General features: G+C 69.8%; 38 protein-coding genes. 7 read left to right on the top strand and 31 right to left on the bottom strand.

Features of this window, described 5'->3' with window-relative positions:
• Positions 1-25 precede the first annotated feature (25 nt).
• From rpsK to infA, 4 genes are all read right to left on the bottom strand, one after another.
• Complete coding sequence (gene rpsK / locus N865_RS03385; RefSeq protein WP_034801606.1) at positions 26-421, bottom strand: 30S ribosomal protein S11; 396 nt, start codon at positions 419-421, stop codon at positions 26-28.
• Between the two features lie 56 nt (positions 422-477).
• Positions 478-852, bottom strand: coding sequence for a 30S ribosomal protein S13 (rpsM, locus tag N865_RS03380; RefSeq protein WP_034801604.1), 375 nt, complete (start codon positions 850-852; stop codon positions 478-480).
• A gap of 217 nt (positions 853-1,069) precedes the next feature.
• On the bottom strand, positions 1,070-1,183 hold the full coding sequence (gene rpmJ / locus N865_RS03375; protein WP_006592630.1) for a 50S ribosomal protein L36: 114 nt from the start codon (positions 1,181-1,183) through the stop codon (positions 1,070-1,072).
• A gap of 130 nt (positions 1,184-1,313) precedes the next feature.
• The gene (gene infA / locus N865_RS03370; protein WP_006946284.1) at positions 1,314-1,535 is read right to left on the bottom strand and encodes a translation initiation factor IF-1; all 222 of its coding nucleotides are present in this window, start codon (positions 1,533-1,535) and stop codon (positions 1,314-1,316) included.
• A gap of 235 nt (positions 1,536-1,770) precedes the next feature.
• On the opposite strand from infA, the gene N865_RS21575 reads away from it, so the two are divergent.
• The 5 genes from N865_RS21575 to N865_RS03345 all read left to right on the top strand — a co-directional run bounded on the left by N865_RS21575 (position 1,771) and on the right by N865_RS03345 (position 7,025).
• Complete coding sequence (locus tag N865_RS21575; RefSeq protein WP_051510046.1) at positions 1,771-3,111, top strand: sensor histidine kinase; 1,341 nt, start codon at positions 1,771-1,773, stop codon at positions 3,109-3,111.
• An 8-nt stretch (positions 3,112-3,119) separates the two neighbouring features.
• On the top strand, positions 3,120-3,761 hold the full coding sequence (locus N865_RS03360; RefSeq protein WP_245603648.1) for a response regulator: 642 nt from the start codon (positions 3,120-3,122) through the stop codon (positions 3,759-3,761).
• Positions 3,762-3,919: 158 nt separating this feature from the next.
• On the top strand, positions 3,920-5,110 hold the full coding sequence (gene alr / locus N865_RS03355; RefSeq protein WP_084327896.1) for an alanine racemase: 1,191 nt from the start codon (positions 3,920-3,922) through the stop codon (positions 5,108-5,110).
• Positions 5,107-6,267 carry a D-alanine--D-alanine ligase family protein gene (locus tag N865_RS03350; protein WP_051510044.1) on the top strand — a complete coding sequence of 387 codons (1,161 nt, stop codon included), beginning with the start codon at positions 5,107-5,109 and terminating at the stop codon, positions 6,265-6,267. Before alr ends, N865_RS03350 begins: the two co-directional genes overlap by 4 nt.
• On the top strand, positions 6,264-7,025 hold the full coding sequence (locus tag N865_RS03345) for a M15 family metallopeptidase (RefSeq protein ID WP_051510063.1): 762 nt from the start codon (positions 6,264-6,266) through the stop codon (positions 7,023-7,025). The genes N865_RS03350 and N865_RS03345 overlap by 4 nt, the downstream gene beginning before the upstream one ends.
• Here the strand turns inward: N865_RS03345 and N865_RS03340 are convergent.
• Positions 6,994-7,338, bottom strand: coding sequence for an iron chaperone (locus N865_RS03340; protein ID WP_034801599.1), 345 nt, complete (start codon positions 7,336-7,338; stop codon positions 6,994-6,996). The genes N865_RS03345 and N865_RS03340 overlap by 32 nt on opposite strands.
• A 139-nt stretch (positions 7,339-7,477) precedes the next feature.
• Between N865_RS03340 and N865_RS03335 the strand changes: the two genes are divergently transcribed.
• Both N865_RS03335 and N865_RS03330 read left to right on the top strand, forming a co-directional pair.
• On the top strand, positions 7,478-8,305 hold the full coding sequence (locus tag N865_RS03335; protein ID WP_034801597.1) for a GNAT family N-acetyltransferase: 828 nt from the start codon (positions 7,478-7,480) through the stop codon (positions 8,303-8,305).
• Positions 8,306-8,338: 33 nt separating this feature from the next.
• Complete coding sequence (locus N865_RS03330) at positions 8,339-9,049, top strand: hypothetical protein (RefSeq protein WP_051510041.1); 711 nt, start codon at positions 8,339-8,341, stop codon at positions 9,047-9,049.
• Positions 9,050-9,059: 10 nt separating this feature from the next.
• On the opposite strand, the gene N865_RS03325 is transcribed toward N865_RS03330, so the two are convergent.
• The 26 genes from N865_RS03325 to rpsJ all read right to left on the bottom strand — a co-directional run bounded on the left by N865_RS03325 (position 9,060) and on the right by rpsJ (position 24,874).
• Entirely contained in the window at positions 9,060-10,568 is a 1,509-nt protein-coding gene (locus N865_RS03325) for a DHA2 family efflux MFS transporter permease subunit (RefSeq protein ID WP_034801595.1), read from the bottom strand.
• Between the two features lie 90 nt (positions 10,569-10,658).
• Positions 10,659-12,095 (bottom strand): serine hydrolase domain-containing protein, encoded by a 1,437-nt coding sequence (locus N865_RS03320; RefSeq protein WP_051510040.1) that lies wholly within the window; start codon positions 12,093-12,095, stop codon positions 10,659-10,661.
• A gap of 63 nt (positions 12,096-12,158) precedes the next feature.
• Positions 12,159-13,001, bottom strand: a complete 843-nt coding sequence (map, locus tag N865_RS03315; RefSeq protein ID WP_034801593.1) for a type I methionyl aminopeptidase — start codon at positions 12,999-13,001, stop codon at positions 12,159-12,161.
• 43 nt (positions 13,002-13,044) lie between these two features.
• Positions 13,045-13,614 (bottom strand): adenylate kinase, encoded by a 570-nt coding sequence (locus N865_RS03310; protein WP_034801591.1) that lies wholly within the window; start codon positions 13,612-13,614, stop codon positions 13,045-13,047.
• Positions 13,614-14,939: a preprotein translocase subunit SecY gene (secY, locus tag N865_RS03305; RefSeq protein ID WP_034801589.1), complete on the bottom strand. Its 1,326-nt coding sequence runs from the start codon at positions 14,937-14,939 to the stop codon at positions 13,614-13,616. Before secY ends, N865_RS03310 begins: the two co-directional genes overlap by 1 nt.
• 165 nt (positions 14,940-15,104) lie before the next feature.
• A complete protein-coding gene (gene rplO / locus N865_RS03300; RefSeq protein ID WP_034801587.1) occupies positions 15,105-15,587 on the bottom strand; it encodes a 50S ribosomal protein L15 in 483 nt (160 codons plus the stop codon).
• Positions 15,588-15,589: 2 nt separating this feature from the next.
• Positions 15,590-15,772 carry a 50S ribosomal protein L30 gene (rpmD, locus tag N865_RS03295; RefSeq protein WP_034801586.1) on the bottom strand — a complete coding sequence of 61 codons (183 nt, stop codon included), beginning with the start codon at positions 15,770-15,772 and terminating at the stop codon, positions 15,590-15,592.
• Complete coding sequence (gene rpsE, locus N865_RS03290) at positions 15,772-16,440, bottom strand: 30S ribosomal protein S5 (RefSeq protein ID WP_034801583.1); 669 nt, start codon at positions 16,438-16,440, stop codon at positions 15,772-15,774. The genes rpmD and rpsE overlap by 1 nt, the downstream gene beginning before the upstream one ends.
• Before the next feature lie 43 nt (positions 16,441-16,483).
• Positions 16,484-16,858: a 50S ribosomal protein L18 gene (gene rplR / locus N865_RS03285; RefSeq protein ID WP_034801581.1), complete on the bottom strand. Its 375-nt coding sequence runs from the start codon at positions 16,856-16,858 to the stop codon at positions 16,484-16,486.
• A gap of 3 nt (positions 16,859-16,861) precedes the next feature.
• On the bottom strand, positions 16,862-17,398 hold the full coding sequence (gene rplF / locus N865_RS03280; RefSeq protein ID WP_034801579.1) for a 50S ribosomal protein L6: 537 nt from the start codon (positions 17,396-17,398) through the stop codon (positions 16,862-16,864).
• Between the two features lie 12 nt (positions 17,399-17,410).
• Complete coding sequence (gene rpsH, locus N865_RS03275; RefSeq protein WP_034801578.1) at positions 17,411-17,809, bottom strand: 30S ribosomal protein S8; 399 nt, start codon at positions 17,807-17,809, stop codon at positions 17,411-17,413.
• A gap of 125 nt (positions 17,810-17,934) precedes the next feature.
• The gene (locus tag N865_RS03270) at positions 17,935-18,120 is read right to left on the bottom strand and encodes a type Z 30S ribosomal protein S14 (protein ID WP_013493557.1); all 186 of its coding nucleotides are present in this window, start codon (positions 18,118-18,120) and stop codon (positions 17,935-17,937) included.
• A 1-nt stretch (position 18,121) separates the two neighbouring features.
• On the bottom strand, positions 18,122-18,691 hold the full coding sequence (gene rplE / locus N865_RS03265; RefSeq protein WP_034801576.1) for a 50S ribosomal protein L5: 570 nt from the start codon (positions 18,689-18,691) through the stop codon (positions 18,122-18,124).
• 3 nt (positions 18,692-18,694) lie between these two features.
• A complete protein-coding gene (rplX, locus tag N865_RS03260) occupies positions 18,695-19,072 on the bottom strand; it encodes a 50S ribosomal protein L24 (RefSeq protein ID WP_034801574.1) in 378 nt (125 codons plus the stop codon).
• 2 nt (positions 19,073-19,074) lie between these two features.
• A complete protein-coding gene (gene rplN / locus N865_RS03255; protein WP_034801572.1) occupies positions 19,075-19,443 on the bottom strand; it encodes a 50S ribosomal protein L14 in 369 nt (122 codons plus the stop codon).
• A gap of 75 nt (positions 19,444-19,518) precedes the next feature.
• A complete protein-coding gene (gene rpsQ / locus N865_RS03250; protein ID WP_034801570.1) occupies positions 19,519-19,815 on the bottom strand; it encodes a 30S ribosomal protein S17 in 297 nt (98 codons plus the stop codon).
• On the bottom strand, positions 19,812-20,189 hold the full coding sequence (gene rpmC / locus N865_RS03245) for a 50S ribosomal protein L29 (protein ID WP_034801568.1): 378 nt from the start codon (positions 20,187-20,189) through the stop codon (positions 19,812-19,814). The genes rpsQ and rpmC overlap by 4 nt, the downstream gene beginning before the upstream one ends.
• Positions 20,189-20,608 (bottom strand): 50S ribosomal protein L16, encoded by a 420-nt coding sequence (gene rplP, locus N865_RS03240; protein ID WP_034801566.1) that lies wholly within the window; start codon positions 20,606-20,608, stop codon positions 20,189-20,191. The genes rpmC and rplP overlap by 1 nt, the downstream gene beginning before the upstream one ends.
• Before the next feature lie 2 nt (positions 20,609-20,610).
• Positions 20,611-21,435 carry a 30S ribosomal protein S3 gene (gene rpsC, locus N865_RS03235; RefSeq protein WP_034801564.1) on the bottom strand — a complete coding sequence of 275 codons (825 nt, stop codon included), beginning with the start codon at positions 21,433-21,435 and terminating at the stop codon, positions 20,611-20,613.
• Positions 21,435-21,803, bottom strand: coding sequence for a 50S ribosomal protein L22 (gene rplV, locus N865_RS03230; RefSeq protein ID WP_051510037.1), 369 nt, complete (start codon positions 21,801-21,803; stop codon positions 21,435-21,437). The genes rpsC and rplV overlap by 1 nt, the downstream gene beginning before the upstream one ends.
• A gap of 26 nt (positions 21,804-21,829) precedes the next feature.
• Positions 21,830-22,111 carry a 30S ribosomal protein S19 gene (gene rpsS / locus N865_RS03225; RefSeq protein ID WP_034801560.1) on the bottom strand — a complete coding sequence of 94 codons (282 nt, stop codon included), beginning with the start codon at positions 22,109-22,111 and terminating at the stop codon, positions 21,830-21,832.
• 15 nt (positions 22,112-22,126) lie between these two features.
• On the bottom strand, positions 22,127-22,963 hold the full coding sequence (rplB, locus tag N865_RS03220; RefSeq protein ID WP_026864142.1) for a 50S ribosomal protein L2: 837 nt from the start codon (positions 22,961-22,963) through the stop codon (positions 22,127-22,129).
• 31 nt (positions 22,964-22,994) lie between these two features.
• A complete protein-coding gene (gene rplW, locus N865_RS03215) occupies positions 22,995-23,294 on the bottom strand; it encodes a 50S ribosomal protein L23 (protein ID WP_034801558.1) in 300 nt (99 codons plus the stop codon).
• A complete protein-coding gene (gene rplD, locus N865_RS03210; RefSeq protein ID WP_034801556.1) occupies positions 23,291-23,896 on the bottom strand; it encodes a 50S ribosomal protein L4 in 606 nt (201 codons plus the stop codon). The genes rplW and rplD overlap by 4 nt, the downstream gene beginning before the upstream one ends.
• A 5-nt stretch (positions 23,897-23,901) precedes the next feature.
• Entirely contained in the window at positions 23,902-24,552 is a 651-nt protein-coding gene (gene rplC / locus N865_RS03205; RefSeq protein ID WP_034801554.1) for a 50S ribosomal protein L3, read from the bottom strand.
• 13 nt (positions 24,553-24,565) lie between these two features.
• Positions 24,566-24,874, bottom strand: a complete 309-nt coding sequence (gene rpsJ, locus N865_RS03200; RefSeq protein ID WP_009775966.1) for a 30S ribosomal protein S10 — start codon at positions 24,872-24,874, stop codon at positions 24,566-24,568.
• Between the last annotated feature and the right edge of the window lie 84 nt (positions 24,875-24,958).

Here is a 24,958-nt window from a genome sequence, read left to right as displayed (position 1 = left end):
CTACTCTTCCTGGTCTCGGGCCTGATCAAACGCGACGGCGCTTGGGCGGACGGACACCGTTGTGCGGCGTGGGCGTGACGTCGCTGATCGCGCCGACCTCGAGGCCGGTGGCGGTGAGCGAGCGGATCGCCGTCTCGCGGCCCGAGCCCGGGCCCTTGACGAAGACGTCGACCTTGCGCATGCCGTGCTCCATGGCGCGGCGGGCAGCAGCCTCGGCAGCCATCTGGGCGGCGAACGGGGTGGACTTGCGCGAGCCCTTGAAGCCGACCTGGCCGGCGGAGGCCCACGAGATCACGGCGCCGGTGGGGTCGGTGATCGAGATGATGGTGTTGTTGAACGTGCTCTTGATGTGAGCGTGCCCGTGGGCAACGTTCTTCTTTTCCTTGCGACGAACCTTCGTCACACGAGCCTTGGGAGGCATGTTTCTCCTACGTCAGAACGAAATTCGGTGAGGATCGCGATCGCCGAGGCGATGGATCACTTGGCCTTCTTCTTGCCGGCCACGGTGCGCTTCGGGCCCTTGCGGGTGCGCGCGTTGGTCTTGGTGCGCTGACCGCGGACCGGGAGACCACGACGGTGACGAAGACCCTCGTAGGAACCGATCTCGACCTTGCGGCGGATGTCGGCCTGGACCTCACGGCGCAGGTCACCCTCGAGGCGGTAGTTGCCCTCGAGGAAGTCACGAAGCGCAACGAGCTCGGTCTCACCGAGATCCTTGACGCGGGTGTTGGGGTCGACGCCGGTCGCAGCCAGCGCCTCCTTGGAACGGGTGCGACCCACACCGAAGATGTAGGTCAGGGCGACCTCGACGCGCTTCTCGCGCGGAAGGTCGACTCCAACAAGACGAGCCATGTTGGTCTGTCTCTTTCTGTTTCGCGGAGGTCTGGAGCAGTCACCGGTCCGGTTTCACGGCCGGCCCGTTCGGCGGGCGGCCACCGGTCCCCGGCCTCCGTGCCGGGGGTGACATCCTGGGCGGCTCCATGAGCCGTCGGTCCCAGGGGCCGGGTGCTGCTGAGTTACTCGTGTGGCGTGCTGTCGAAGTCTGTCGACGGCGAGGTTGGAGCTCTGCTCAGCCCTGGCGCTGCTTGTGGCGCAGGTTCTCGCAGATCACCATGACCCGCCCGTTGCGGCGGATCACCTTGCACTTGTCGCAGATCTTCTTGACGCTCGGCTGAACCTTCATCTGCCTGCTGTCTTCAGATCGCGCGCCCATCCCCGCGGGCCGGCTGGGCCTGCGACGATCGGGTGCTGGTTGGTCATCGTTGGGTGGACGCTGGGGCTCGTGCTGCCGGGCGGGCCGGCAGCGCGGGCACTCAGCGGTAGCGGAAGACGATCCGACCGCGGGTCAGGTCATAGGGCGAGAGCTCGACGACGACTCGGTCCTCGGGGAGGATCCGGATGTAGTGCTGACGCATCTTGCCCGAGATGTGCGCGAGAACCTTGTGACCGTTGGTGAGCTCGACCCGGAACATCGCGTTCGGGAGAGCCTCGACGATCGTGCCCTCGATCTCGATGACACCGTCCTTCTTGGCCATATCCTCCGTCAATCCATGTGGCGGCCGACCCGGAGTGGGCCGACCTTGGGGGCGTGTCTGGTCGTGCATGAGTGCATCAGGTGCCGGACACACGACACCCAAGGATCAAGACTACGCCACGCGGGCCAGTTCCCTGAAATCGCGCCGGCCGCTCACGGATCGACCGCACGCCCGGCCCCCGCGTCTCCTCCCGCAGGAGGATCCTGTACGCCGTGCCCATGGCTAGTGTGCTCGCGTGACCGCCCGGCCCGACCTCCCCGTACCGGCCACGCCCGACGGCGTCCCGGCGCCGTACGGTCCCCCCGCCGCCACGCACCGACCGCTGGTCGACCGTGTCGGCGCGATCATCGCGCTGCTCTACTTCGTCGCCTCGATCACCGTCGCCGCCGGGGCCAACGCGTGGTGGGTCAACGTCAAGGAGCAGCCCGCCTTCCTCGGCTACGTCGGTATCGGCCTCGGAGCGCTCGTGCTGCTGCTGCTCCCCCGGTTCCCACGCTCCACCTTCGTCGCCTGCGGAGTCCTGGCCTTCCTGCTGTATGCCGTGGGCGCCATGCTCGGCCTGCCCACCGTGCTCCTCGGGCTCGTCGCCCTATTCGGCGTGACCCTGTGGACCGACCGGCGCAGCGGGCTCTGGGCGCTGACGGCGGCCCTGGGCTCGCTCGGTCTCGCGACCGGGCTCCTCTTCGTGCGCTACGGCTACTTCCTGCCGCCGCTCGAGATCTTCCTCACCGACCGGGTGGCGGTCTTCCTCTTCAACAGTGCCGCCGTGGTCGTGCTCACCTGGGCGGTCGCCGACCAGGTCCGAGCGGCGCGCGAGCGGCGCGCGCTGCAGCGCGAGTCCGCGACGCACGCGGCCGAGTCCGCCGCCCACCAGCTGGCCGAGCGGGCCGCCGTGAGCCGGGCGGACGCGTTGGCCGACCGGCAGCGGATCGCCCGCGAGATGCACGACGTCGTCGCGCACGGGCTCTCGGTGATGATCGTGCAGGCCGACGGCGCGCGCTTCGCTGCCGCCTCCGACCCCGACGCCGCGACGAACGCCCTCGCGACGATCGCCGCGACCGGACGGTCCTCCCTCGCGGAGATGCGCCGCCTGCTCGGGGTGCTGCGCGACGACGAGTCCGCGGTTCCCGACGCCCCGCAGCCGGGCTTCGCCGACATCGAGACGCTCGTCACGCGCCTCACCGACAGCGGGCGACGGGTGCACCTCCGGTTCGACGGGGAGCCGCCGACGGGCGCCGAGGGCGACGCGGGCACCGCGACCGGCCTGACGGCATACCGGATCGTCCAGGAGGCGCTGACCAACGTCATGAAACACGCGGGCGACGAGGCGACCGCCTGGGTCACGGTCACGATCCACCCCAGGCGCGTCGTCGTCGAGATCGTCGACGACGGCGCCGGCCGGGCCGCGGGCGCCCTCGGCGCCGAGGGGCACGGCCTGCGCGGCATGGCCGAACGGGTCGACATGCTCGGGGGCTCCCTCGTCACCGGTCCCGACCCGCGCGGCGGCTTCCGCGTCGTCGCCACGCTGCCGCGAACGGCATCCGACGCAACCCGCCCGATCGGGGCCACCCGATGATCCGCGTGATGATCGTCGACGACCAGTCGCTCGTCCGAGCCGGGTTCGCCATGCTCGTGCGCTCGCAGCCCGACCTCACGGTCGTGGCGGAGTGCTCCGATGGGCGGGACTGCCTCGACACCCTCGCCACGGTCCCGGCCGACGTCGTGCTCATGGATGTCCGCATGCCCCGGATGGACGGCATCGAGGCCACGAGGCACATCGCCGACCGCCACTGCGCCGCGAAGGTGGTCGTCCTCACGACGTTCGACCTCGACGAGTACGCCTTCACCGCCCTGCGCGCCGGGGCCTCGGGCTTCCTGCTCAAGGACGCGCCACCGGAGGACCTGCTGGCCGCGATCCGCACGGTTCACGCCGGCGACGCCGTCATCGCACCGTCGACGACGCGCCGGCTCGTCGAGACGTACGTCCGAACGGCCCCCGTCGCTCCCGCGCTCCTCGACCGCACGGCGGCGCTGACGGGCCGTGAGCGCGAGGTGTGGATCGCCATCGCGAACGGCCTGACGAACGCCGAGATCGCCGAGGCGCTCTTCGTCTCCGAGACCACGGTCAAGACGCACGTCGGGCACATCCTCGCCAAGACCGGGGTCCGCGACCGCGTCGCTCTCGTCGTCCTCGCCTACCAGACCGGTGCCGTCGCGCTGCCCTGACCGGATCGACTGGGCCTTCCCCGGCGGTGACGACGGGGCCGCAAGGCCGGCCGAGGCGCGCGTCCTCCCGACGGCGTGAGGCCTCCTCCCGCGGGAGGACGTGCAGCTCGGTCCACGGCCGGATGTGGTGGGTGGGCTCGCGCTCCTAACGTCGAGGCATGTTCGAGACACGCGAGTCGACCACAGCGGCAATGGGATTCGCACGCCATGGGTTCGCCCCTCTGGCAGGCGAGCTCGCCGAGGCGGTCGTCGACCACGATGCCGTTGCAGCGAACGTCCGCACCCTGCGCACCGCCGCGGGCACCGGCCTGATGGCCGTCGTCAAGGCCGACGCATTCGGGCACGGCGCGGTGCCGGTCGCCCGAACCTGCCTCGCGGCGGGCGCGACCTGGCTCGGCGTGACCCGGATCGGCGAGGCGCTCGAGCTGCGCCACGCCGGCATCGACGCCCCCACCCTCGCCTGGCTCTTCGACCCGGCACGCGCCGCAGAAGCGGTCGCCGCCGGGGTGGACCTGTCGGTGAGCAGCCCCGCCGACCTCGCTGCCGTCGCCCGGGTCGCTGGAGCTCCCCGCGTGCACCTCAAGCTCGACACCGGGCTGCACCGCAGCGGGTGCCCCGGCGAGGACTGGTCTCGGCTCGTCACGACGGCCGCCGACCTCGAACGGGCGAGCCGGATCCGCGTTGTGGGCGTGTGGTCCCACCTCTCGCACGGAGGCGAGCCGGATGCGGTCGCCACCCACCGACAGCTGTTGATGTTCCGCGTCAGCGTCGACCTCGCCCGCACGGCCGGCCTGCGGCCCGACGTCGTGCACCTCGCGAACACCGCGGCAGTGCAGGCCAACGCGCGTCACACGGCATACGACCTCGTCCGGGTCGGGGCGGGCCTCTACGGCATCGGGGAGGGGCTGCGCCCCGCGTTGGCGCTCCGCAGCCAGGTCGTGCAGGTCCGTCAGGTCGCCGCGGGGAGAGGCGTGGGTTACGACCACGTGGGTCGGACGACGCGCGAGACTCAGCTGGCGCTGGTGCCGCTCGGCTTCGCCGATGGCGTGCCGCGCGCCGCCACGGGCCGCGCGAGCGTCTGGGTCGGCGGTCGCCGCGTGCCCCTCATCGGGCGCGTCTGCATGGACCAGGTCGTCGCCGACATCGGTCCCGAGCCCGTCGCCGTGGGCACGGAGGTGATCGTCCTCGGCCCCGGCGGCCGCGGCGAGCCCACTGCCCGCGACTGGGCCACCTGGGCGGGCACCAACGAGCACGAGATCTACACCGGGATCGGCGCGCGGGTCGCGCGCCGGCACGTCGGCACCACAGGGGTGGCCGACGCGAGCCGCTCTGGAAGGGAGCAACCATGAGAGTCGCCGTCATCCACGGGGGCACGAGCAGCGAGCACGACGTGTCCGTCGCGAGCGGCGAGGGCATTGCCGACGGACTGCGACGGGCGGGTCACGAGGTGGTCCCCGTCCTCATCGACCGCTCGGGAGAGTGGCACACCCCAACAGGCTCTGGCCGGCTCGTCGCCGTCGACACGCTGCTCGGCTGCGACGTCGCCGTGCCCGCGCTCCACGGCCTGCGCGGCGAGGACGGCACCGTGCAGGGCTTCCTCGAGATGCTCGACGTGCCCTACGTCGGTTCCCCCGTGGCGGCGAGCGCCGTCTGCCTCGACAAGCAGCTCACCAAGCTCGTCGTCGCTGCGGCCGGCGTGCCCGTCGCAGCGGGGCTGCCCGTGCCGGCCGAACGCGCTCTGGAGGCCACGCGCTCGGTGACCGAGCTCGACCGGCTCGTCGAGGACCTGGTCGGCGTGGGGCTCACCGGCCCGCTCTTCGTCAAGCCCGTGCACGGCGGGTCGAGCGTGGGGGTCACCCGGGTCGACGCCTGGCCCGGGCAGACCTGGCCCGAGGTCCCCGGCCCCGAGGCAGCCGTCGGGCGGGCGCGCACGGGTGCCGGTGCTGCGGCGGCGGCGGCAACGGCTTCGGCGACCACGGCGGCGCCGACGACGACGGCGGCGCGAGCAGCGCTCGCGGAGGCCCTTGCGACGGCGCTCGACGTGGCGACCGACGCCGTGCTGGTCGAGGCGGAGGTGGCCGGCATCGAGGTCGACGTCCCGGTGCTCGAGCTGCCCGACGGGCAGGTGCGCTGCGGCCCGTCACTGCTCGTCGACAGCGACCCCGACGAGCCGTTCTTCACCGCGGCCGCCAAGTACGCGAGCACGGCGACACGGTTCACGGTGCCCGCCCCGATCGCGCCGGAGCTGACGGCGCAGCTCGAGCGGCTCGCGGTGACGGCCTATCGCGCCCTCGGCTGCCGGGGCCTCGCGCGCGTCGACTTCCTCGTGAGTGTGGGCGGGCCGGTCCTCAACGAGGTCAACACGTTCCCTGGCTTCACGCCGGCATCGCAGTTCCCGCGGATGTGGGCAGGGGCCGGCATGTCCTACCCCGAGCTCGTGGACGTGCTCGTCCGGACCGCCGTCCGGCAGTGCGTCGGCTCGACCTCTACGGGTGCGGGTCGATGAGCGCCCCGGTCACGGTCGTGGGGCCGACCCTGCTGACCGACCCGCTCGTCACCGGCATCCCCGTGGTGGAGGACGGGTCCGAGCTCGTCGACCTCACCGCGGTCGGGGTACGGGTTCGACAGGCGTCGCCCGCGCTGCCGCCCGGGCTTGCCCTGCCCGCGTCATCGGCGCCTCCGGCCGCGGCTCCGGGCATGAGGACGCACCGGCTCGTGCGGCGCACGCTGGCCGAGCGCCTCGGCGAGGCCGACGCTCTCCTCCCCGACGGGCTGCGACTGCTCGTCGTCGAGGGCCTGCGGCCGCTGATCGTGCAGCGGACGATCCACGCGGCATACCGGTCCCGGATCGCCGCCGAGCGCTCCGGACTCGACCCGGCGGAGCTCGACCGGCTGGCCAGCCGGTTCGTCGCACCGCCCGCCACGGCGCCGCACGTGTCCGGCGCGGCCGTCGACCTCACGCTCGTCGACTACGACGGTGAGGCCCTCGACCTGGGCACCCCTATCGACGCGACCCCTGAGGAGAGCGCCGGCGCGTGCTACTTCGACGCGCCTGGAATCACCCCCACCGCACGCCTGCTTCGCGCCACGCTGGCGCGCGCCCTGGGGCGGGCCGGCCTCGTCAACTACCCGACGGAGTGGTGGCACTGGTCGTTCGGCGACCGCTACTGGGCCCACGTGACCCGCAGCCCGTTCGCGATCCACGGGCCTGTCGCGGACCGCTCCGCGGCGCTCAGCCCTCGAGCTCGGCCCGGCGCAGGGTGACGAGCCGCTCGACGACCGCGTCGGGGACGGGCTGCTCGGCGGTGAAGCGGATCGTCCCCTTGCTCAACGAGAAGCCCGGGAGGTCTGGCGCGACGGCCTCGACGACCGCAGGGCTGAACGGGAAGACGGACAGATGCTGGGCCGATGCCGTGATGCCGATGAGCGGGCGCCCGCCGAGACGCAGTGCCGGCATGCCGTAGCTCGTGCCCTCCTCGGCGTCCGGGGCGATTCGTCGCGCGACGTCGACGACCCGCTGGAGTGGCGCCCGCTGCTCAGGCCCGAGCCGGTCGAGGTAGTCGTCGATCGTCCCCATGGACCGATGGTGCCACCGGGCGCAGTCCCGCGGTGGCGGACACGAGAAGTGGTCGGGGCGGGTGGCGCGAGGTGCGGGCCCCCGAGCGAGTGGTGAATCGGGTGGCCGACACCGCCCGGCGCCTGACACAGTGCACGCCATGACAGACGCCGCAGGCCACACGGACATCCGGGCCCGCCTCGAGGCCTACTACGACCTGGCCCCGCGCGCGAACGCCGAGGTGGAGCAGGTCGGTCCCTTCACGCTCTTCGTCGCGCGCCCTGGGGCCTGGCCCTACTACGCGCGACCGCGTCTCGGACTCGACCCTGCATCGGCCGCCGGCCTGACGAAGGGCGACGTGACGGCTGTCCTCGCCCGCCAGGAGGAGCTCGACGTCCCCCGGGCCCTCGAGTGGGTCCACGAGACGACCCCGGCGCTGCTCGACGCGGCCCGGGGTGCCGGGATGACGGTCGAGCAGTGCCCCCTGCTGGTCCTCGACGGCGACCCGGTCGCGGCCCAGGTTCGCCAGACCGTTCGCCCCCTCCCGCCCGATGACCCCGACATCGGGCTCGTCGAGGCGGCCATCGGGGTCGGTTTCGGCGCAGCCGGCACGCAGGTCGGGCCCGAGTCGCTCGCCGAGCGTGACGCCCAGGCGGCCGCGCAGCCGGAGAGGGCCACCTGGGCAGCGGACCGCATCGCCTCCGGCCGCTGGGTCCTCATCGGCGCCTTCGACGCCGACGCGGGCCCGGTCGGAGGGGGCAGCCACAACCCGCGAGGGACGGTGAGCGAGATCGTCGGAGTCGCCGTGCTGCCGGCGTTCCGACGACGCGGGATCGCGGCCGCCCTCACGGCCGCGCTGGCCCACGATGGGATGAGTCGCGGGATCACGACCGTCTTCTGCTCGGCCCAGGACGACGCCGTGGCCCGGGTCTACGAGGGTGTCGGCTTCCGCCGGGTCGGGACGGCGTGCATCGCCGAGCTCGCCTGACCACGGGACCCGGCCCGGCGGCATACTGGGCCGATGACCAACCCCTCGACGAACGAGCCGCCGACGACCCAGCCGCCGAACGAGCCGCTGACGCGGGAGGCGCTTCCGGAGCCCGAGCCGATCGAGGACTACTACGCGCGCATCATGGCGGCGGCCGACGAGGACGGACGGCTCCCGGTTGCCGTCGCGGAGGGGATGCCCGGCTGGGACATCTACCCCTACGAGGCGCAGGGCCTGCGGCTCAAGCCGATCGCTCCGCTCGCCGACGAGGAGCCCGCCCGCCGCGGTGAGGTCGCCTCCGAGTGCTGGTGCGCCTCCGGCCCCGGGCCCGACGACGGGACCCGCGTCTGGAGCAACGGCCGCTGGAAGCTCGACCTCTCCCCGGAGACCGGGCTGCCGTTCGCCGCCCTCCTCAGCCCGCTCGAGCACCACGACCTGGCCACGCTGCCGACGGATCTCGCGGCGGAGATGGGGCAGCTTGTCGTCGCGGTCGCCGACGGGGTGGAGCACCTGCCCTCGGTCGGACGGGTCCAGGTCGCGAAGTACGGGGACGGCGGCGCCCACCTCCACCTGTTCTTCATGGGGCGACCCGCGCGGATGCTCCAGTTCCGGGGGTCCCCGCTCATCGACTGGGAGGAGAACCTCCCCCGGATCCCGCTCGAGGTCCACCAGGCGAACGCCCAGGTCGTCGCCGAGCGCCTGGTCGTCCACGTGGGGGGTCGGGCGGGCACGCTGGGCCGCTGACCGGTGGGACTCAGGCCTTCTGGTGTCTCGGCCGCTCGAAGAAGAGGACCGCGATCACGCCGATGACGAGCACCACGGCCGGGAGGAGCATCGCCTCGGACATCGCTCGAGCGAACGGCTCGGCGACCGGTGCGGGCATCGCCGCGCCGCCCGCCGAGAAGCCCGACCCGCTCATGCCGCCTCCCAGGCCCGGCAGGTTGGCGCTCAGCCGCGCCTGGATGACCGCCGCGATCGCTGCGCTGCCGAGGACGGCCCCGACCTGCCGCGTCGTGTTGTAGACGCCGGACCCGGCGCCCGCGGCGGAGAGGGGAAGGTTGCGGGTGGCCGTCGCCCCGAGGGGCGCCCACATGAACGCGCCGCCGACACCCATGAGGGCCATCGGGAGCAGCAGGACCCAGATCGGGGTGGCGGTGTCCATGATGCGGCTCAGCCAGAAGAGCGACGCGGACGTGGCACCGATTCCGAATGCCGAGAGGTTGCGCGGGTGTGCCCGGTCGCTCAGCCGGCCGGCGATCGGGGCGAGGGCGCCCGAAAGGACCGCCATCGGCACGAGGAGCAGGGCCGATCGGGTCGGCGAGAGACCCCGGACGACCTGGGCGTAGAGCATGACGGGGAACGCCATCGCCGTGATCGAGAAGCCGATCGAGGTGATGGCCACGTTGGCGACCGAGAAGTTGCGGTCGCGGAAGAGGCCGAGCGGCAGAAGCGGCTCCTTGCGGTTGCGCGACTGCCACCAGAGGAAGACGGCGAGCACCGCGACGCCGAGGCCGATGAGCAGGGGCACCGAGATCGGTCCGGCGATCGTCCCCCAGTCGTACCTCTCGCCCTCCTGGACCCCGAAGACGAGCAGGAACATCCCGATCGCCGAGAGGGCCACGCCGACCCAGTCGAAGCTGTGGGTGTGGGTCTCGAGACGCGGCACGAGCCGGGCGGCGAGGACGAGACCCACGATGCCGACGGGGACGTTGATGAAGAAGATCCACTCCCAACCGGGTCCGTCGACCAGGACGCCACCGACGATGGGTCCGACCAGGATGGCGACGCCCGCGGTCGCCCCCCAGAGCGCCATGGCCTGGCCGCGTGAGGCGGCCGGGAAGGTCCGGGTGATCACCGCCATGGTCTGCGGCGTGAGCATCGAGGCGCCCAGACCCTGGACGACGCGGGCGAGGATGAGCGCGCCGATCGTGCCGGTGAGCCCGCACCAGAGCGACGCGAGCGTGAACACCGCGAGGCCGACGAGGTAGAGCCGCTTCGGGCCGTACCGGTCACCGAGCCGCCCGGTGATGAGCAGGGGCACGGCATACGCGAGCAGGTAGGCGCTCGTGACCCAGATGACGGCGTTGACGTCGGTCCGCAGCCCGGTCATGATCGCGGGCGTCGCGACGGAGACGATCGTCGAGTCGACGAGGATCATGAAGAAGCCGAGGACCATCGCCCACAGGGCGGGCCACGGGCTGCGGGCGTCGGGCAGATCGGTCTGGTCAGCCGTCGTCGCCGTGGTCGGCTGGTTCGTCGTCATCGATGGCTCCATCCGTCGCGAGGGCGCGTGCCTGGCCGAGTCTGTCGGCCATCGTCCATTCTCACCCCGACCACCGACAGCGCGCCCTCCTCACCCGGCCGGGCGTACGCAGAGCGCGAGCGGGTCGGGGCCCATGAGGGGGACAAAGCGCCACACCAGGTCGGCGTCACCGCTCCGGAGGCGGGCCTCGACGCGGAAGGTGTGCGGCGTGTCGATGATCCGGGCCTCTGCTCGGAACGTGTCCTCGTCGACCCAGCCGCCGCTCGCCACGACGGGCAGCCGCCAGCCGCGGGCGAGGATCGCCGACTCGACCCACTCACCCGGCCCGGTGCGGAAGGAGAGGTGCTCGCCGTCGCGGACGAGACCGACGACGTGACCGGTGCCCTCCCGCGTCACCGAGACCGCGGTGTAGGGCGTCGAGAAGTCGGAGGATCCCGACCGCTTGAACTCGGCGTAGTCGGGCCCGAGAGCCGGACCCTCCAGCGGCTCGAAGCCGAGCGAGCCGAGGCGCTCCGCGAGCTCGTCGTCGAGCGTCGGGTTCCCGATGCGGCCGACGGCGGGCACGACGTGCTCCCAGAGCGCGTCGAGGGTCTCCTGCATCCGGGGCTGCTCGCTCGTGATGGCGATTGCGACGTCCTGCTCGGGCAGGACGACGAGGAACTGGCCGAAGGCGCCGTCGCCGCGGTAGCCGACGGCCTGCATCCAGAAGGAGTAGCCGTAGCCGCGCCGCCAGTCGGGGTCGCTCGCCGGGTCGCGGTTGTCCGGCCCGAAGGCCACGGTGGCCTCGTCGACCCACGCCTCGGACAGGATGCGGCGGCCCTGCCACAGCCCGCGGTCGAGGTACAGCTGGGCCAGGGACAGGATCGTCTCGGTGCCGACATGGGCCCCGCTGAAGCCGAGCTCACGGCCGAGCAGGTCGGTGTGCCAGAGCAGCTCCCCGCCGTCCGGCAGGGAGAGGGCCGGGAGGAGTCGCGTCCGGAGCACCCCGCGCAGTCCCCCGCCGGCGACCCGGCCGACAACGACCGACAGGAGGTAGGTGGCCACCTGGTTGTAGGCGAAGACCGTTCCCGGCTCGGTCGTCGGAGCGACCGCGAAGACCCACGGCACCCAGTCCGTCCCCGGCTCGACGGCATCCGGATGGCCCTCGAAGACCCGGTCCCACGCGTCGGTCTCGTGGCCGATCGTCATCGAGAGGCAGTGCCGGATGCGCACCCGGCGCCAGCGCGGGTCCACGGTCGAGCGGTCGATCTCGGGGAGGTGGTCGAGGACGAGGTCATCGAGCGTGAGGAGACCTTCCTGCGAGAGGAGGGCGACCGCCGTTGCGGTCAGCGTCTTCGAGAGGGAGTAGACGAGCGACGGGCGGTGAGCGGCATACGGGCTCCACCATCCCTCGGCGATGACGCGTCCGTGGCGGGCCACCATGAGGCTGTGGAAGCCGAGGTCGTGCGCCCGGGCGCTGTCGAGGAAGGCGAGCAGACCCGCGGGGTCGACGCCCTGGGCGCTCGGGGTGCTTCGGGGAAGGGTCACCCTCGCGACGTTACGCGCTCGCGTCTCGTCGTGGAACGGAGCGCCGCACCGAGGGAGCGTGGCTCAGGAGAGCGGGGCGTATGCCGCTCCGACGGCTGCCAGCGCAGCCTCCCCGCCGTCAACGGCCGTGAGGATCCAGAGACCCTCCTCGCGGACGGCGACGGAGTGCTCCCAGTGGCACGCCCGCGACCCGTCCGTCGTGACGACGGTCCAGTCGTCGTCGAGGATCCGGGTCTCGGTCGTGCCGAGCGTCACCATCGGCTCGATCGCGCCGGTGAAGCCCGCCACGAGCTTGGGCCCGGTCTCGCGGACCGCGTAGTTGGGGATCTGCGGGTCCATGTGCATCTGCTCGCCGATGCCGTGCCCGACGTACTCGTCGATCACGCCGTAGACGCGGCCGTCCCGCTCGGCGGCCGCCTCGATGCTCGCCTCGACCGCGTCGCCCACGGCATAGAGCCGGCCACCGACCTGCATGGCCGCAATACCTGCGTAGAGGCTCGTCTCGGTCGCCGCGACGAGGTCGAGGTCGTCCTGGCGCGCGGCCTCGGGACCACCGACGACCATCGAGAAGGCCGCGTCGCCGTTCCAGCCCTTGACCTCGGCGCCGCAGTCGACCGAGATGAGGTCTCCCGCCTCGAGGACCCGCGGGCCGGGGATGCCGTGCACGACCTGGTCGTTGACGCTCGTGCAGAGCGTGTGGTGGTAGCCCGGGACGAGCTGGAAGTTGGGGACCCCGCCGTGGCTGCGGATGAAGTCCTCGGCGAGGCGGTCGAGCTCGAGCGTCGTGACTCCCGGGCGCACCGCCCCGCGGAGCAGCTCGAGGGTGCGCCCGACGAGCAGCCCCGCCTCACGCATGAGGAGGAGCTGCTCGTCGGTGCGGCCCTGGAGCTTTCGGCGTCCGAACATGGGGTGCGGTCCTGTCTGGGTCGGATCTGGCGTCAGGCGCCGGTCACGCGTGCTGCGGGAGGGCGGCGAGGATGCGCTCGGTGACCTCGTCGACCTCGCCCATGCCGTCGACCTGGACGAGCAGGCCGGCCTGTTCGTAGTGGGCGGCGAGCGGGGCAGTCTCGCGGCGGTAGATCGCCTGGCGCTCGCGGATGACGTCCTCGGTGTCGTCGGCGCGACCCTCGGTCTCGGCGCGCTTGAGCAGGCGCGCGACGACGGCGTCCTCGTCGACGGTCAGCTCGAGGACGGCGTCGAGCTGGTGGCCGTGGTCCTCGAGCATCGTGTCGAGCGCGTCGACCTGACCGGCCGTGCGCGGGTAGCCGTCGAGGAGGAAGCCGTTGACGGCGTCGTCCCACGTGAGGCGGTCGGCGACGATCTCGTTGGTGACCTCGTCGGGGACGTAGCCGCCGGAGGCGAGGATCGCCTCGACCTTCCGGCCGAGCTCGGTCTGGTTCTTGATGTTGGACCGGAAGATGTCCCCGGTCGAGATGGCCGGGATGGCGAGGCGCTCGGCGATCCGGGCGGCCTGCGTGCCCTTTCCGGCACCGGGAGGCCCGAGGATGATCAGTCGCATCAGCGGAGGAACCCTTCGTAGTGGCGCTGCTGGAGCTGCGCCTCGATCTGCTTGACCGTCTCGAGACCCACGCCGACGACGATGAGGATCGAGGTACCCCCGAACGGGAAGTTCTGGTTCGCGCCGACGAGGACGAGCGCGATGAGGGGGATCAAGGAGATCAGGGCGAGATAGAGGGCACCCGGAACGGTGATCCGGTTGAGGACGTAGCTGAGGTACTCGGCCGTGGGTCGCCCGGCGCGGATACCTGGGATGAAGCCGCCGTACTTCTTCATGTTGTCGGCGACCTCGGTCGGGTTGAACGTGATCGACACGTAGAAGAACGTGAAGAAGAGGATGAGCCCGACGTAGAGGAGCATGTAGATCGGGTGGTCGCCGCGCACGAGGTTGTCGCGTACCCACTGGGCCCACCCCGGACCGGTGCCGTCGGCCTTCGTGTTGAACTGGGCGATGAGGCCGGGCAGCGCGAGGAGCGACGAGGCGAAGATGACCGGGATGACACCGGCCATGTTGACCTTGAGCGGGATGTAGGTCGACGTGCCGCCGTACATCCGGCGACCGACCATGCGCTTGGCGTACTGGACCGGGATGCGGCGCTGCGACTGCTCGACGAAGACGACGGCCGCGATGACGAAGATCCCCATGATGAGGATGCCGAGGAACGTGCCCCAGCCCTTGTTCTCCTTGATCGACCAGAGCGAGGCGGGGAAGCCGGCGGCGATCGAGGTGAAGATCATGAGCGACATGCCGTTGCCGATGCCGCGGTCGGTGACGAGCTCGCCGAACCACATGATGAGGCCGGTTCCGGCCGTCATCGTCAGGACCATGATGAGGATCGTGACCGTCGACTGGTCGGTCATGATCGTGTCGCAGCCGGCGCCGAAAAGAGTGGAGGGGTTGCGCGCGAAGGTCACGAGCGTCGCCGACTGGAGGATCGCGAGGCCGATCGTCAGGTAGCGGGTGTACTGGGTCAGCTTCGTCTGCCCCGACTGGCCCTCCTCCTTGAGCGCCTCGAAGCGCGGGATGACGACCGTCAGGAGCTGGATGATGATGCTCGCCGTGATGTACGGCATGATCCCGAGCGCGAAGACCGACAGCTGGAGCAGCGCGCCGCCGCTGAAGAGGTTGGCCAGGTTGAGGAACCCGCTCTGGTCGCTCCCGCCTGTCGCCTTGGTGGCCTTGAGGCAGTTCTGCACCAGCTGGTAGCTCACGCCCGGGACGGGGACGTGGGAACCGAGCCGGAACAGCGCGATGATGCCGAGGGTGAAGAGCAGCTTCTGGCGCAGGTCCGGGGTACGGAACGCGCGAGCGAAAGCGGCGAGCACTGGGTCCTCCTGGGGCCGCGCCGGTGGGCGCGGGGTCAAGTCAAGCAATCCGTGGAAGGTTAACGCACAGACACAGCGCCCCGAGCATCCCGTCCGCGATCGCCGACATCTCGTCGGCCGCGGGCTGGGCGCCCGGGGCGCTGTCTCACACGATGTGTGGTGTCGTCACTCGCCGTCGGCGAGTGCCTTGACCGAGCCGCCGGCGGCCTCGATCTTCTCCTTGGCGGAAGCCGAGAACTTGTGCGCCTCGACCTCGACCTTGACGGAGATCTCACCCGTGCCGAGGACCTTCACCGGGTGGCCGTCACGGACGGCACCCTTGGCGACGAGGTCCTCGACCGAGACCTGGCCACCCTCGGGGAAGAGGACCTGCAGGCGGTCCAGGTTCACGACCTGGTACTCGGTGCGGAACGGGTTCTTGAAGCCACGGAGCTTCGGGAGGCGCATGTGCATCGGCATCGAGCCGCCCTCGAAACGCTCCGGGACCTGGTAACGGGCCTTCGTGCCCTTGGTGCCGCGACCGGCGGTCTTGCCCTTGGAGCCCTCACCACGACCGACGCGGGTCTTGGCGGTCTTGGCACCGGGGGCAGGACGCAGGTGGTGGACCTTGAGGGCGGACTCGCCCGACTTCTTGGCGTTGTCAGCCATGGTCAGTCAACCTCCTCGACGGCCACGAGGTGCGTGACCGTCTTGACCATCCCGCGGATCTCGGGACGGTCCTCCTTGACGACGACGTCGCCAATGCGCTTCAGACCGAGGCTGCGCAGCGTCTCACGCTGGTTCTGCTTGCCACCGATCTCGGAACGGATCTGGGTCACCTTGAGACGAGCCATCACGCACCCGCCTTCTCGGCAGCCTTGGCCTCGGCGATGCCGGCGGCGCGAGCCTTGAGCATGGCGGCCGGGGCCACCTCCTCGAGGGTCTTGCCGCGGCGGGCCGCGACGGACTCGGGACGCTCCAGCTCACGCAGGGCCTGCGCCGTCGCGTGCACGATGTTGATGGCGTTGTCCGAGCCCAGCGACTTGCTGAGGACGTCGTGGATGCCGGCGCACTCGAGGACCGCACGGACCGGGCCACCGGCGATGACACCGGTACCGGGAGCGGCGGGACGGAGCATGACGACACCAGCGGCCGCCTCACCCTGGACGGGGTGCGGGATCGTGCCCTGGATGCGCGGGACCTTGAAGAAGCCCTTCTTGGCCTCCTCGACGCCCTTGGCGATGGCCGCGGGAACTTCCTTGGCCTTGCCGTAGCCGATGCCCACGGTGCCGTCACCGTCGCCGACGACGACGAGAGCGGTGAAGCTGAAGCGACGACCACCCTTGACGACCTTGGCGACGCGGTTGATCGTCACGACGCGCTCGACGTACTGGTTCTTCTCGGCGTCACGGCTGTCGCGGTTGTCACGACCGCCGCGGCGGTCCTGACGCTCGTTGCGGTCGCCGCGCTCGCCGCCGCGCTCACCGGCGGGGCCGGTGCCTCGACGCTGCTGTCCGGGCATCAGATGTTCCTCATCTCAACAATTGCCTTCACGATGTGCTTGCTCACAGGGACAGCCCACCTTCACGGGCACCCTCGGCGATCGCCGCGACGCGGCCGTGGTACTTGTTGCCACCACGGTCGAACACGACGGCCTCGACACCGGCGTCCTTGGCCCGGGCGGCGACGAGCTCGCCGACCTTCTTGGCCTTGGCCGTCTTGTCACCGTCGAACGCACGCAGGTCGGCCTCCATCGTCGAGGCGGACGCCACGGTCTTGCCGACCGTGTCGTCGACGACCTGGACGAAGAGGTGCCGGCTCGAGCGGGACACGACGAGGCGGGGACGGGCCGCGGTGCCAGCGATCTTCTTGCGACCGCGCACCTGGCGACGGATGCGGGCGGCAGCCTTGCTCTTGCCGCGCTTGATGATCATTGCCATGGCTTACTTACCGGCCTTTCCAACCTTGCGACGGATCTGCTCGCCCGCGTAGCGAACGCCCTTGCCCTTGTACGGGTCGGGCTTGCGCAGCTTGCGGATGTTGGCCGCGACCTCACCGACGAGCTGCTTGTCGATGCCCTGCACCGAGAAACGCGTCGGGTTCTCGACGGCGAAGCTGATGCCGGCGGGAGCCTGGATGAGGATCGGGTGCGAGTATCCGAGCGAGAACTCGAGGTCCGAGCCCTTCGCCGCGACACGGTAACCCGTGCCGTGGATCTCCATCTTCTTCTCGTAGCCCTCGGTGACACCGAGAACCATGTTGTTGATGAGCGAGCGGGTCAGGCCGTGGAGCGACCGCGAGTCACGCTCGTCGTTGGGGCGCTTGACCTCGAGGGCCTCGTCACCCTTCTCGACCGTGATCGGGGCGGGAACCGTGAGGGCGAGCTCACCCTTCGGGCCCTTGACCACGACGTCCTGGCCGTCGATGGCGATGTCCACACCCGACGGGATGGAGACAGGGAGTCGTCCGATACGCGACATGTCAGTGTCTCCTTACCAGACGTAGGCGAGGACTTCCCCACCCACGCCCTTCTCGTGTGCCTGGCGGTCCGTGAGGAGGCCGGACGACGTCGAAAGGATCGCGACGCCGAGCCCGCCGAGAACCTTGGGCAGGTTCGTCGACTTGGCGTAGACGCGCAGACCCGGCTTCGAGACGCGGCGCACTCCGGCGATGGAGCGCTCACGGTTCGGGCCGTACTTGAGGTCGATGGTCAGCGTCTGGCCGACCTCCGCCTCCTCGACCTTCCAGGAGGCGATGTAGCCCTCGGCCTGGAGGATCTCGGCGATGTTCTTCTTGAGCTTCGAGTACGGCATGGAGACGACGTCGTGGTGCGCCGAGTTGGCGTTCCGGACGCGGGTCAGCATGTCCGCAATCGGGTCAGTCATGGTCATTTGGGCTTCTCCGCCCTTCCTCACCGGGGTTTCGACCTCGGGCTAGCTGCCCTTTTCAGCGGTATGCCGCTGTGGCCGACCTACGGTGTCAGAGGTGTGTGGTCTGGTCTTGAGCTGGGACTGGATTACCAGGAGCTCTTGGTCACGCCCGGCAGCTCGCCCGCGTGCGCCATCTCGCGAAGGCAGATGCGGCACAGGCCGAACTTGCGGTACACCGAGTGCGGACGGCCGCACTTCTGGCAGCGGGTGTACGCACGGACCTTGAACTTCGGCTTCCGGTTCGCCTTGTTGATCAGCGCGGTCTTGGCCATGTCAGTTCTCCTTGAAGGGGAAGCCGAGCGCCTTGAGCAGCGCGCGACCCTCGTCATCGTTGGTCGCCGTGGTGACCACGGTGATGTCCATGCCCCGGACCCGGTCGATCTTGTCCTGGTCGATCTCGTGGAACATCGACTGCTCGGTCAGGCCGAACGTGTAGTTGCCCCGACCGTCGAACTGCTTCGGCGAGAGGCCACGGAAGTCGCGGATGCGCGGGAGGGCGATCGACACGAGACGGTCGAGGAACTCCCACATGCGGTCGCCGCGGAGCGTGGTGTGCGCGCCGATCGGCATGCCCTCACGGAGCTTGAACTGGGCGATGGACTTGCGGGCCTTGGTCACGACCGGCTTCTGGCCGGTGATGGCCGTGAGGTCACGGACGGCACCCTCGATGAGCTTGCTGTCCTTGGCCGCGTCGCCGACACCCATGTTGACGACGACCTTGACGACACCCGGCACCTGCATGACGTTGTCGTAGCTGAACTCGGACAGCAGCGCGGACTTGATCTCGTCCTGGTAGCGCTGCTTGAGGCGCGGCTTCGCCGCCGTGGTGGTGGTTTCAGTCATGGCTCAGAGGTCCTTGTCCGACTTGACCGCGACACGGACGCGGGACGCCTTCTGGCGGCCGCCGCGCTCGACGGTCTCGACACGCGTCTTGATGCGGGTCGGCTTCTTCGACTCCGGGTCGACGATGGCCACGTTGCTCACGTGGATCGCAGCCTCGGTGTGGGTCAGGCCACCGGTCCGGGTGCCACGCGCGGTGGCCCCGGCCTTGATGTGCTTGGTGACGCGGTTGATGCCCTCGACCAGCACGCGCTGGGTCTCCGGGTAGACCGCGATGACCTTGCCCTGCTTGCCCCGGTCGCCGCCGTTCTTCTGGCTGCGGCCGGAGATGACCTGGACGAGGTCGCCCTTCTTGATCTTCATCTTGCTGGTGGACTTCGCCATGTTCACAGCACCTCCGGAGCGAGCGAGATGATCTTCATGAACTTCTTCTCGCGCAGCTCGCGGCCCACCGGGCCGAAGATGCGGGTGCCACGCGGGTCACCGTCGTTCTTGAGGATGACCGCTGCGTTCTCGTCGAACTTGATGTAGGAACCGTCGGCGCGGCGACGCTCCTTGACCGTGCGGACGATGACCGCCTTGACGACGTCACCCTTCTTGACGTTGCCGCCCGGGATGGCGTCCTTGACGGTGGCGACGATCGTGTCGCCGATGCCGGCGTATCGACGGCCCGAACCACCGAGAACACGGATGCAAAGGAGTTCCTTGGCACCGGTGTTGTCGGCGACGCGCAGTCGCGACTCCTGCTGAATCACTGTCTAACTCCTGTCGTCGTGCCGGTTCTCACTGGTTGCCCAGACGAGCCTGGCCGAACGGAAATGGGGGTTGGCTTACTTGGCCTTCTCGAGGATCTCGACGACACGCCAGTGCTTCGTCGCGGAGAGCGGACGCGTCTCCATGATGAGCACGCGGTCGCCGATGCCGGCCTCGTTCTTCTCGTCGTGCGCCTTGACCTTGCTCGTGCGACGGATGACCTTGCTGTAGAGGGCGTGCTTGACGCGGTCCTCGACCTCGACGACGACGGTCTTGTCCATCTTGTCGCTGACGACGTAGCCCTGACGCGTCTTGCGGTAGTTGCGCTCGCTGGCGGTGCTGTCCGCGGTCACGGTGTCCTTCTTGTCGCTCATGCCTGGGCCTCCTCGGCCTCGGCCTTGTCAGCCTTGTCAGCCTTCTTGGCCTTCTTCTCGGCCTTGACCGCCTTCTCGGCGTCCTTCTCGGCGTCCTTCTCGGCCTTCTTGTCGGCCTTGGCGTCCGCCTTCGGAGCCACCGGCGCCTTGGGGGCCGAGCCGATGCCGAGCTCGCGCTCGCGCATCTCGGTGTAGATGCGCGCGATGTCCTTCTTGACCGCGCGCAGGCGGCCGTGGTTGTCCAGCTGGCCGGTGGCCGACTGGAAACGCAGGTTGAACAGCTCTTCCTTGGCCTTCTTCAGCTCGTCGGCGAGCTTCGTGTCGTCGAGACCACGCAGCTGCTCGGGAGCCAGGTCCTTGGTTCCAACTGCCATCAGATGTCACCACCCTCACGCTGAACGAAGCGGCACTTCATGGGGAGCTTGTGCATCGCGAGACGCATGGCCTCACGCGCAACCGGCTCGGACACGCCCGAGAGCTCGAACATGACGCGGCCCGGCTTGACGTTGGCGATCCACCACTCGGGGGAACCCTTACCGGAACCCATGCGGGTCTCGGCGGGCTTCTTCGTGAGGGGACGGTCCGGGTAGATGTTGATCCAGACCTTTCCACCACGCTTGATGTAGCGGGTCATCGCGATACGCGCGGACTCGATCTGGCGGTTGGTCACGTAGGCCGGCTCGAGAGCCTGGATGCCGTACTCACCAAAGGCGATCTTCGTGCCACCCTTGGCAGCACCGTGACGGTCCGGGTGGTGCTGCTTGCGGTGCTTGACTCGGCGGGGAATCAACATGGTCAGGCCTGCTCATTCTCGGTGCTGGCGGCGGCCGGGGCCTCCGCAGCAGCGTTGTCGGTCACGGCCGGCGCGCCGGCGTTCTCGTTGCGGTCACCGCGACGGGCGCGGTTCGGGCGGTCGGCGCCGTCACGACGCGGGCCACGGGACGGGCGCGGGGCGGCGGCCTGCTGGGCCGCGAGCTCCTTCGCCGTCATGTCGCCCTTGTAGATCCACACCTTGACGCCGATGCGGCCGAACGTCGTACGAGCCTCGTAGAAGCCGTAGTCGATCTGCGCGCGCAGCGTGTGGAGCGGGACGCGACCCTCGCGGTAGAACTCGGTCCGGCTCATCTCGGCGCCGTTGAGGCGGCCGGAGACCTGGACGCGGATGCCCTTGGCACCGGCGCGCTGGGCGGACTGCATGCCCTTGCGCATGGCGCGACGGAAGGAGACGCGGGCGGAGAGCTGCTCGGCGATGCCCTGGGCGACCAGCTGGGCGTCGACCTCGGGGTTCTTGACCTCGAGGATGTTCAGCTGGACCTGCTTGCCCGTGAGCTTCTCGAGCTCGCCGCGGATGCGGTCGGCCTCGGCGCCACGGCGACCGATGACGATGCCCGGACGCGCGGTGTGGATGTCGACGCGGACGCGGTCACGGGTGCGCTCGATCTCGACCTTGGAGATGCCGGCGCGCTCCATGCCCTTCTCCATCAGGCGACGGATGGCGACATCTTCCTTGACGTAGTCGCGGTAGCGCTGGCCCGACTTCGTCGAGTCGGCGAACCAGCGGCTCTTGTGGTCCGTGGTGATGCCGAGACGGAAGCCATGGGGGTTGACCTTCTGACCCATCAGCGGGCTCCCTTCTTGTTCTCCGGCTGGGTGACGACGACGGTGATGTGGCTCGTCCGCTTGTTGATGCGACCGGCGCGGCCCTGGGCACGCGGGCGGAACCGCTTCATGGTCGGGCCCTCGTCGACGAAGGCGGCGCTGATGACGAGGTTGCGCTCGTCGAACGCGACCGACTCGCGGTCAGCCTTGACCCGGGCGTTGGCGATGGCGCTCTCGAGCACCTTCTTGACCGGCTCCGAGGCCGCCTGCGGCGCGAACTGCAGGACGGTGACGGCGTCGGTGGCGCCCTTGCCGCGGATCATGTCCACGACACGGCGAGCCTTCTGCGGGGTGACACGGACGTGCCGCGCCGAAGCCTTGGCTTCCATGACTTCTTCCTTGGATTCGGTGGCCATCAGCGACGACGACCCTTCTTGTCGTCCTTCACGTGACCCTTGAACGTGCGGGTCGGTGCGAACTCGCCGAGCTTGTGGCCGACCATCGACTCGGTGACGAACACCGGGACGTGCTTGCGGCCGTCGTGGACGGCGAAGGTGTGACCGAGCATGTCCGGGCTGACGACCGAACGACGCGACCAGGTCTTGATGACGTTCTTGGTGCCCGCTTCGTTCTGGGCGTCCACCTTCTTCTGAAGGTGGTCGTCGATGAAGGGGCCCTTCTTCAGGCTACGAGGCATTCCAAAGGCTCCTTATCAGCGCTTCTTGCCAGTACGACGGCGACGCACGATGAGCTTGTCGCTTTCCTTGTGTCCCTTGCGGGTGCGGCCCTCGGCCTGGCCCCACGGGCTGACCGGGTGACGTCCACCGGACGTCTTGCCCTCACCACCACCGTGCGGGTGGTCGACCGGGTTCATGGCGACACCACGGACGGTCGGGCGCTTGCCCTTCCAGCGCATGCGGCCGGCCTTGCCCCAGTTGATGTTGCTCTGCTCGGCGTTGCCGACCTCGCCGACGGTCGCGCGGCAGCGCGCGTCGACGTTGCGGATCTCACCGGACGGCATACGCAGCTGGGCGTAGGGGCCGTCCTTGGCGACGAGCTGCACGCGAGCACCCGCGGAGCGGGCGATCTTCGCGCCACCACCGGGCTTGAGCTCGATCGCGTGGACGACCGTACCCACCGGGATGTTGCGCAGCGGAAGCGAGTTGCCCGGCTTGATGTCGGCCGCGGGGCCGTTCTCGATCGGGTCGCCCTGCTTCAGCTTGTTGGGGGCGAGGATGTAGCGCTTCTCGCCGTCGGCGTACTGGACGAGCGCGATGCGCGCGGTGCGGTTGGGGTCGTACTCGATGTGAGCGACCTTGGCCGGCACGCCGTCCTTGTCGTGGCGACGGAAGTCGATGACGCGGTAGGCGCGCTTGTGGCCGCCACCGATGTGACGCGTCGTGATGCGACCGGCGTTGTTGCGGCCACCCGTCTTGCTCAGCGGGCGGACCAGCGACTTCTCCGGGGTGCTGCGCGTGATCTCGACGAAGTCGGCGACCGACGAGCCACGACGGCCCGGCGTGGTCGGCTTGTACTTACGGATACCCATGTTCGTGTGTCCTCAGATTCTTTCGTCGATCTCAGGCGCCGGCACCGAAGATGTCGATCGAGCCCTCGCGGAGGGAGACGATCGCACGCTTGGTGTCCTTGCGCTTGCCGATGCCGAAACGGGTGCGACGAGACTTGCCCTGACGGTTCAGGGTGTGGACCTTGTCGACCTTGACGTTGAAGATCTGCTCGATGGCGATCTTGATCTCGGTCTTGTTGGCGCGCGGGTCGACGACGAAGGTGTACTTGCCCTCGTCGAGCAGCCCGTACGACTTCTCCGAGACGACCGGCGCGATCAGGATGTCGCGGGGGTCCTTGGCGTGGATGCTCACTTGGAGGCCTCCTTGTCGGCCTTGACCGGACCGGCGACGAAGGCGTCGAGCGCGGCCTGGGTGAAGACGATGTCGTCGGCGCAGAGCACGTCGTACGTGTTGAGCTGGTCGGCGACGAGGACGTGCACGTTCTGGAGGTTGCGGACCGACTTGAGCGCGACCTCGTTGCCGCGCTCGAGCACGACGAGGAGGTTGGGGCGCTCGGTCAGGCCGGCGAGAACGGCCGCGGCGGCCTTCGCCGAGGGGACGTCACCCGAGACGATCGAGTCGACGACGTGGATGCGGTCGTAACGAGCGCGGTCGGAGAGCGCACCGCGCAGGGCGGCGGCCTTCATCTTCTTGGGGGTGCGCTGCACGTAGTCGCGCGGCTGCGGGCCGTGGACGACGCCACCACCGGCGAACTGCGGCGCACGGGTCGAGCCCTGGCGCGCGCGGCCGGTGCCCTTCTGGCGGTAGGGCTTGCGGCCACCACCGCGGACCTCGCCGCGGGTCTTGGTGGAGTGCGTGCCCTGACGAGCCGCCGCGAGCTGGGCCACCACGACCTGGTGGATCAGCGGGACGTTGGTCTGGACATCGAAGATGTCAGCAGGAAGGTTCGTCATGTCGTTCAGCCCTTCGCAGCCGTGCGGATCAGGACGATGCCACCGCGGGGGCCGGGGACGGCACCCTTGATGAGCAGCAGACCCTTCTCGGCGTCAACGGCGTGGATCTGGAGGTTCTGGGTCGTCTGGCGAACGCCACCCATGCGACCAGCCATGCGCATGCCCTTGAAGACACGGCCCGGGGTCGAGCAGCCGCCGATGGAACCCGGCTTGCGGTGGTTGCGGTGCGCACCGTGGGAGGACGAGACACCGGCGAAGCCGTGACGCTTCATGACACCGGCGAAGCCCTTGCCCTTGGTCGTGCCCGTTGCGTCGATGCGCTGGCCGGCCTCGAACACCTCGGCGGTGATCTCCTGGCCGAGCTCGTAGTCGCCCGCGTCGGACGTGCGCAGCTCGACGAGGTGGCGGCGCGGCGTCACGCCGGCCTTCTCGAAGTGGCCCGTCATCGGCTTGTTCACCTTGCGCGGGTCGATCGCACCGAAGGCGATCTGGACAGCGGAGTAGCCGTCGGTCTCGTCGGCGCGCACCTGCGTCACGACGCAGGGGCCGGCCTTGACCACGGTCACGGGGACGAGCCGGTTGTCGGCGTCCCACACCTGGGTCATGCCGAGCTTCTCGCCGAGCACGCCCTTGACAGTCTTCTGAGCAACAGTCATCTCAGCCACCGCCTCAGAGCTTGATCTCGATGTTGACGTCCGCCGGCAGGTCGAGACGCATCAGCGAGTCGACGGCCTTGGGCGTCGGGTCGATGATGTCGATGAGGCGCTTGTGGGTGCGCATCTCGAAGTGCTCGCGGCTGTCCTTGTACTTGTGCGGCGACCGGATGACGACGAAGACGTTCTTCTCCGTCGGCAGCGGAACCGGGCCCACCACAGTGGCGCCGGCACGCGTGACCGTGTCGACAATCTTGCGCGCCGAGTTGTCGATGACCTCGTGGTCATACGACTTCAAGCGGATGCGGATCTTCTGTCCCGCCATCTCCGTTACGTCTCTCTCTCGCCGAACTCTTGCGACCGGTTCCCTTGGTCTCCGACCCCCGCGGTCGGGCGTGTCGCGCCCGCT

This window comes from Intrasporangium oryzae NRRL B-24470, from assembly GCF_000576595.1.
Classification (GTDB): domain Bacteria; phylum Actinomycetota; class Actinomycetes; order Actinomycetales; family Dermatophilaceae; genus Intrasporangium_C; species Intrasporangium_C oryzae.
This window is presented reverse-complemented; position numbering and strand designations above follow the sequence as displayed.

What these genes read in the sequence shown, in the direction of transcription:
- rpsK (WP_034801606.1), bottom strand. Translation starts at nt 421, where the DNA reads ATGCCTCCCAAGGCTCGTGTGACGAAGGTTCGTCGCAAGGAAAAGAAG.
- rpsM (WP_034801604.1), bottom strand. Translation starts at nt 852, where the DNA reads ATGGCTCGTCTTGTTGGAGTCGACCTTCCGCGCGAGAAGCGCGTCGAG.
- rpmJ (WP_006592630.1), bottom strand. Translation starts at nt 1,183, where the DNA reads ATGAAGGTTCAGCCGAGCGTCAAGAAGATCTGCGACAAGTGCAAGGTG.
- infA (WP_006946284.1), bottom strand. Translation starts at nt 1,535, where the DNA reads ATGGCCAAGAAGGACGGTGTCATCGAGATCGAGGGCACGATCGTCGAG.
- N865_RS03360 (WP_245603648.1), top strand. Translation starts at nt 3,120, where the DNA reads ATGATCGTCGACGACCAGTCGCTCGTCCGAGCCGGGTTCGCCATGCTC.
- alr (WP_084327896.1), top strand. Translation starts at nt 3,920, where the DNA reads ATGTTCGAGACACGCGAGTCGACCACAGCGGCAATGGGATTCGCACGC.
- N865_RS03350 (WP_051510044.1), top strand. Translation starts at nt 5,107, where the DNA reads ATGAGAGTCGCCGTCATCCACGGGGGCACGAGCAGCGAGCACGACGTG.
- N865_RS03345 (WP_051510063.1), top strand. Translation starts at nt 6,264, where the DNA reads ATGAGCGCCCCGGTCACGGTCGTGGGGCCGACCCTGCTGACCGACCCG.
- N865_RS03340 (WP_034801599.1), bottom strand. Translation starts at nt 7,338, where the DNA reads ATGGGGACGATCGACGACTACCTCGACCGGCTCGGGCCTGAGCAGCGG.
- N865_RS03335 (WP_034801597.1), top strand. Translation starts at nt 7,478, where the DNA reads ATGACAGACGCCGCAGGCCACACGGACATCCGGGCCCGCCTCGAGGCC.
- N865_RS03330 (WP_051510041.1), top strand. Translation starts at nt 8,339, where the DNA reads ATGACCAACCCCTCGACGAACGAGCCGCCGACGACCCAGCCGCCGAAC.
- N865_RS03325 (WP_034801595.1), bottom strand. Translation starts at nt 10,568, where the DNA reads ATGACGACGAACCAGCCGACCACGGCGACGACGGCTGACCAGACCGAT.
- map (WP_034801593.1), bottom strand. Translation starts at nt 13,001, where the DNA reads ATGTTCGGACGCCGAAAGCTCCAGGGCCGCACCGACGAGCAGCTCCTC.
- N865_RS03310 (WP_034801591.1), bottom strand. Translation starts at nt 13,614, where the DNA reads ATGCGACTGATCATCCTCGGGCCTCCCGGTGCCGGAAAGGGCACGCAG.
- rplO (WP_034801587.1), bottom strand. Translation starts at nt 15,587, where the DNA reads ATGGCTGACAACGCCAAGAAGTCGGGCGAGTCCGCCCTCAAGGTCCAC.
- rpmD (WP_034801586.1), bottom strand. Translation starts at nt 15,772, where the DNA reads ATGGCTCGTCTCAAGGTGACCCAGATCCGTTCCGAGATCGGTGGCAAG.
- rpsE (WP_034801583.1), bottom strand. Translation starts at nt 16,440, where the DNA reads ATGCCCGGACAGCAGCGTCGAGGCACCGGCCCCGCCGGTGAGCGCGGC.
- rplR (WP_034801581.1), bottom strand. Translation starts at nt 16,858, where the DNA reads ATGGCAATGATCATCAAGCGCGGCAAGAGCAAGGCTGCCGCCCGCATC.
- rplF (WP_034801579.1), bottom strand. Translation starts at nt 17,398, where the DNA reads ATGTCGCGTATCGGACGACTCCCTGTCTCCATCCCGTCGGGTGTGGAC.
- rpsH (WP_034801578.1), bottom strand. Translation starts at nt 17,809, where the DNA reads ATGACCATGACTGACCCGATTGCGGACATGCTGACCCGCGTCCGGAAC.
- N865_RS03270 (WP_013493557.1), bottom strand. Translation starts at nt 18,120, where the DNA reads ATGGCCAAGACCGCGCTGATCAACAAGGCGAACCGGAAGCCGAAGTTC.
- rplE (WP_034801576.1), bottom strand. Translation starts at nt 18,691, where the DNA reads ATGACTGAAACCACCACCACGGCGGCGAAGCCGCGCCTCAAGCAGCGC.
- rplX (WP_034801574.1), bottom strand. Translation starts at nt 19,072, where the DNA reads ATGGCGAAGTCCACCAGCAAGATGAAGATCAAGAAGGGCGACCTCGTC.
- rpsQ (WP_034801570.1), bottom strand. Translation starts at nt 19,815, where the DNA reads ATGAGCGACAAGAAGGACACCGTGACCGCGGACAGCACCGCCAGCGAG.
- rpmC (WP_034801568.1), bottom strand. Translation starts at nt 20,189, where the DNA reads ATGGCAGTTGGAACCAAGGACCTGGCTCCCGAGCAGCTGCGTGGTCTC.
- rplP (WP_034801566.1), bottom strand. Translation starts at nt 20,608, where the DNA reads ATGTTGATTCCCCGCCGAGTCAAGCACCGCAAGCAGCACCACCCGGAC.
- rpsC (WP_034801564.1), bottom strand. Translation starts at nt 21,435, where the DNA reads ATGGGTCAGAAGGTCAACCCCCATGGCTTCCGTCTCGGCATCACCACG.
- rplV (WP_051510037.1), bottom strand. Translation starts at nt 21,803, where the DNA reads ATGGAAGCCAAGGCTTCGGCGCGGCACGTCCGTGTCACCCCGCAGAAG.
- rpsS (WP_034801560.1), bottom strand. Translation starts at nt 22,111, where the DNA reads ATGCCTCGTAGCCTGAAGAAGGGCCCCTTCATCGACGACCACCTTCAG.
- rplB (WP_026864142.1), bottom strand. Translation starts at nt 22,963, where the DNA reads ATGGGTATCCGTAAGTACAAGCCGACCACGCCGGGCCGTCGTGGCTCG.
- rplD (WP_034801556.1), bottom strand. Translation starts at nt 23,896, where the DNA reads ATGACGAACCTTCCTGCTGACATCTTCGATGTCCAGACCAACGTCCCG.
- rplC (WP_034801554.1), bottom strand. Translation starts at nt 24,552, where the DNA reads ATGACTGTTGCTCAGAAGACTGTCAAGGGCGTGCTCGGCGAGAAGCTC.
- rpsJ (WP_009775966.1), bottom strand. Translation starts at nt 24,874, where the DNA reads ATGGCGGGACAGAAGATCCGCATCCGCTTGAAGTCGTATGACCACGAG.